General features: G+C 63.4%; 1 protein-coding gene. It reads right to left on the bottom strand.

The genetic code is table 11. From position 1 onward, the window contains the following. A partial coding sequence (locus HX866_RS09955) for a non-ribosomal peptide synthetase (protein ID WP_177139360.1) occupies positions 1-5644 on the bottom strand: 5644 nt, incomplete at both ends.

A 5644-nucleotide genomic window follows, 5' to 3' on the forward strand; every position in this document is an offset into this window, starting at 1 on the left:
GAACCCGAGGTGTAGATCAGGTACGCCAGATGCGCCGAAGTCAGCCCCGGCACCTGCGGATTCTGGACGGATTCGTCCTGCCAGGTGCCCTGGTCGAGATTGATCACGGGCACCGAAATACCCGCCAACAGATCCTGGGTAGCCGTTTGCGCAAGCACAGCTGCCGGAGCACTGTCCTGCAACATATAGGCAATCCGTTCTACCGGATAAGCCGGGTCCAACGGTACATAACCGCCGCCTGCCTTGAGGATCGCCAACAAGCCAACGACCATTTCCGCGCCACGCTCAACACAGATCCCCACCCGTGAATCCGGCTGTACACCCTGTTTGCGCAGGGCATGGGCCAAACGGTTGGCCTGCTCGTTAAGCTCGCGATAGCTCAGGCGCTGTTCGCCATGGACCACCGCCAAAGCCTCCGGCGTACGCTGTACCTGCGCCTCAAACAGACCATGCACGGTCTGCGCCTGCGGATACTCCAGCGCCGTGTCATTGAAGCCCACCAGCAACTGCTCGCGCTCGTCGTCGGGCATGATCGACAGGCTGTTCAACGCCACCTGCGGCCTGTGCTCCAGTGCCTCCACCAGGCTTTCCAGCGCGGCCTGCATATAGCCACAGACACGCCGGGCACCGACCTTGCCGGTGACCAGAACCGTCAGGTTGAAATCGTCACCCAGGTCGTCGACGTTCAAGGTCAACGGGTAGTTGGTGCGCTCCTCACCGCTCAGTACCTCGATACCACGCCAGGCCTCAAGCGCCTCGCCCGAACGCTCAGCCGCACCACTGTGGCGGTAGTTGAGCAGCGCGCTGAACAGCGGCAGCGGCGCAGCCACACCGCTGCAACGCTGGGCCAGCACCAACGGTGCATGCTCATGACCGAGCAGCGCCGTGAGCCGGGCATGGGTCGCGCGAACCCCGTCTCGTGCACCCTGCTCCGCTAGATCCACACGAAGCGGCAAGGTATTGATAAACATCCCCAGTGCTCGATCGGCGCCTTCACCGCCCTGCATCCGGCCCATCAGCACGGTGCCGAACACCACGGTGTGCTTGCTCGAAACCTTCCCCAGCACCTGGGCCCAGGCCAGATGTACCAGGCTCGCGGCACTTACCCCCAACTGCCGGGCCTGGGCCCGCAGGCGCAGGTCCACGTCGCGCCCCAACGCCAGGCTGCTTTCTTCGATATCGCGACCATCGCCCTGTACATCGAGCAACCCGAACGGCAGGGTCGGCTCATCGACATCACCGAGCAGCTCGCGGAAGAAACTTTCATGGGCCTCGCGGCTCACGCCCTGGCGGGCCTGGGCCACATAGTTGCGATAGGGCACGGCGGCGCCGAGCTGGCCGGGCAGGCCCAGCAAGTGTTCCTGCATCTCATGGAGGACCACTTCCATGGCGGTATGGTCGAGGATCATGTGGTGAAACAATAACGTCGCCACCCAACGTTGGTTGGGCAGGTCCTCAGCGAAGGCCAGGCGCATCAGCGGCGCCTGAGTGATGTCCAGACGCGAATGGCGGGGGTCAAAGCACTGACGCAACTGATCGGCGATCTCGCCTTCGGACGGGTCGAATTCGACTTGCTCCAGATACAGCCGAGCCTGGCGCCAGACCACCTGCATCGGTGTCTCCAGTCCTTGCCAGAGTACGGCGGTACGCAGAATGTCATGGCGCTCGATCACACTTTGCAGGGCGTCGATAAAGGCGCTCAGGCGCTCGCGGCTGGTCATCTTGAACAGGATCTGCAAGACATATGGATCGCCTTGCTCGGCCGCCAGGTGGTGATAAAGAATCCCTTCCTGCAACGGCGCCAGCGGGTAGATATCCTGCACATTGGCCACGCCACCCGGCACGCTGGCGACAATATGGTCGATAGCTGCCTGGTCAAGATCGGCCAGCGGCAGCAAGTCCGGGGTGATCCGGGTGCAGCCGGCCTTGATGGCATTGGCAGGAACCTTAATTTCATTGCCCCCACCGACCGCAGCCGCCAGCGCGGCCAGGGTCGGCTGGCCGAACAGCACGCGCACGTCGGCACTCAAACCGGCTTGGCGCATACGTTCGATCAGGCTGACTGCCAGCAGCGAGTGCCCGCCCAATTCGAAGAAGTGATCGTGACGCCCAACCTGCTCGACCTTGAGCACCTCGGCCCAGATCGCCGCCAAGGTGGTTTCGACCGCGCCTTCGGGCGCCTCATAGCCACGGCTGACCAGTGCCTGCGCATCCGGTTGCGGCAGGGCCTTGCGATCCAGCTTGCCGTTCGGGGTCAGCGGCAACGTTTCGAGACGCACATAGGCCGCGGGCACCATGTAGTCCGGCAGGCGGGCCTGCAAATGACTGCGCAGACTTTCGATATCAAGTGTCTGCCGCGGCTCGCGCAGAATGAAATAGGCCACCAGGCGTTTCTCACCGGCGTCCTGCCGGGCCAGCAGCACCGCCTCCTGGACCGCCGGGTGCGTGACCAATGCGGCCTCGATTTCACCCAGTTCGATACGGAAACCACGAATCTTCACCTGACCGTCATTACGGCCGAGGTATTCCAGGTTGCCGTCCGCCCTCCAGCGACCGAGGTCACCGGTGCGATACAGTCGCGCGCCCTCCTGGTCGCTGAACGGATCGGCGACAAACTGCGTGGCGCTCAATTCCGGGCGATTCAAATATCCCCTGGCCACGCCCTGCCCGCCGATATACAGCTCGCCGGGCACCCCCACCGCCACCGGTTGACGCCGGGCATCAAGCACATAGACCTGGCTGTTGCCGATGGGTCGACCGATGGGAATACCACCATTGCCCACCGAGGTAATTTCGTAGGTCGCGGAAAAGGTCGTGGCTTCGGTCGGGCCATAGCCATTGAGCAGATGTTGCGGCGCACCTTGCGCCAGTACTCGGCCGATCACCGCCGGGTCCAGCACATCACCGCCGACAATCAGGTAGCGCAACCGGGCGAAGACTTCCATCAGGCCATCGGCGTATTGGTGGAAAAGACCGGCGGTCAGCCACAGTACGCTGACCGACTGCGCCAGCAACAGGGCCCGGAACGCTTCCTGGGACAGCAATACCGAGTGCTCGACCACCACCACGCAACCGCCATTGAGCAACGGTGCCCAGACATCCAGGGTGCTGGCATCGAAAGCCGGGTTGGAGGCAAAGGCCACGCGATCCCGTGCGTTGAAATCGGCGTAACCGTTGTCGATCACCAGGCGGCCAATGGCTCGGTGCGGAACCAGCACACCCTTAGGCGTGCCGGTAGAGCCGGAGGTGTACATGATATAGGCCACCGACTCGGCGGTTGCCGGGCGATCGGGGTTGTCCGCCGGCTCGTCACTGGCAGGCCGGGTGTCGAGGTCGAGACGCGGTACACCCTGGTCCAGGGTTTCAGCGCTGTAGGTCAGCACCAGCACGGCCAGGCTGTCCTGCACCATGAAGGCCTGGCGTTCACGTGGCGCATTGATGTCCAGCGGTACATAGACCGCCGCGCACTTGAGCACCGCCAGTTGACTGACCAGCAGATCGATGGAGCGTGGTAACAACAGCGCCACGCTATCCCCCGGTTGTACGCCGAGACCTGCCAGTTCAGCGGCCAGACGGTTGGCCTGGCGGTTCAGCTCGCCATAGCTCAGGGTTGTTTCGTCCTGCCACACCGCAGGAGCCTCAGGGGTGCGTTGTACCTGAGCCTCGAACAGACTGTGAATGGTCTGTTGTCGTGGAGAATGGGTGAGCGTGGTGTTGAAACCGACCAGGACCTGTTCACGCTCGGCCGGCGGCAGGATCGACAGACTGTCGAGCGCCAAGGTCGGCGCCACCTCCAGGGCCTCGACCAACTGCACCAAAGCCGCCTGCATATAGCCGCAAAGACGCTGCGCCCCGACCTCGGCCGTCACCAGCACCGAGACCTTGAAAGCGTCCCCCAGGTCGTCGACGTTCAGGGTCAGCGGGTAGTTGGTTCGATCCTCGGCGTCGAAGGTTTCAATCCCGCGCCAGGCCTCCTCGTGCTCCGGCGTGGCCTCGGCCTCCGCCACTGCATTGTGCCGGTAATTGAGCAGCGAACTGAACAACGGTGTCGGCGCGGCCACGCCGCTGCAACGCTGGGCCAACACCAGCGGGGCATGCTCATGCCCCAACAGTGCGGTCAGTTGCCCATGGGTCGCCTTGAGCCCCGCCATCACCGTTTGCGCCCCGACATCGACGCGCAACGGCAAGGTGTTGATAAACATGCCCAAGGCCCGGTCGGCGCCAGCACCGGCCTGCATCCGACCCAGCAATACCGTGCCGAACACCACCTGCTCCCGACCGGAAACACTGCCCAGCACCCGCGCCCAGGCCAAGTGCATCAGGCTCGCGGCACTCACCCCCGCCTGTCGGGCCTGGGCCCGCAGACGCAGGTTCAGTTCGGTGGCCAGAGTCAGCTCGGACTCTTCGAGATCCCGTCCTCCGTCCTGCACATCCTGCAAGCCGAACGGCAGGGTCGGCTCGTCGATATCAGCAAGCATCCCACGGAAAAATGCATCGTGCTGTGCCTGGCTGACACCCAGGCGTGCCTGGGCCACATAATTGCGATACGGTACCGTCTCGCCCAGGGTTTGGGCCTGGCCAAGCAGGTGCGCCTGGATTTCACGCAGCACCACGCTCAGCGAAGTCGCATCGTTGACCAAGTGATGGAACACCAGCATCGCCAGCCAGCGGTCATGGACTGGATCATGGGCAAAGGCAATCCGGATCAACGGCGCCTGACGCACATCGAGTCGGTAATGCCGAGGATCGAAACGCTGGTGCAATTGATCGGCCACGGGGCCTTCCGCCGGATCCAGGAACAGTTCGGTGACAGCAAGCGTGGCTTGACGCAACACCACCTGTAACGGCTCGTCGAGACCTTCCCAAAGCACTGCGGTGCGCAGGATGTCGTGACGATCGATCACCCCTTGCAAGGCCCGGATGAAATCATCCAGCCGCGCCCGGTCCCGCAGGCCGAACAGCGCTTTGAGGGTATAGGGATCACCCTGCTCGGCGCTGATATGGTGATAGAGAATGCCCGCCTGCAACGGTGCCAGCGGATAGATATCCTGGACGTTCGCCACGCCGCCTGGCACGTTCGCCACGACCCGATCAATCTGCGTCTGGGTAAGGCTGATCAACGACAACAGCTCAGGGGTGAGCTGTTCGCAGCCCTCGGGGATCAGGTTGACCGGCACCACGATTTCCGTACCACCGCCCACCGCCGCCAGCGCGGCCAGGGTCGGCTGGCTGAACAACACGCGCACATCGGTACTCAGACCGACCTGGCGCATGCGCTCGATCAGCGTCACCGCCAGCAGCGAATGGCCACCCAACTCGAAGAAATGATCATGTCGCCCGACCTGCTCGACCTTGAGCACATCCGACCAGATCGATGCCAGCAGGCTTTCCACTTCGCCTTGCGGCGCTTCGTAGCCACGGCTGATCAACGCCTGCGCATCCGGCGCCGGCAGGGCCTTGCGGTCCAGTTTGCCGTTCAGCGTCAGCGGCAGGTTTTCCAGGTGCACATAGGCCGTGGGCACCATGTACTCCGGTAACAGGCCTTGCAGGTGGCTGTGCAACGCCTCCACCGGCGTCACTTCTCCTCTTCCGGTGACATAGGCCACCAGACGTTTGTCGCCAGGCACCTCTTCGCGGCACAGCA

This window comes from Pseudomonas gingeri (assembly GCF_013386165.1).
Lineage (GTDB): Bacteria > Pseudomonadota > Gammaproteobacteria > Pseudomonadales > Pseudomonadaceae > Aquipseudomonas > Aquipseudomonas gingeri_C.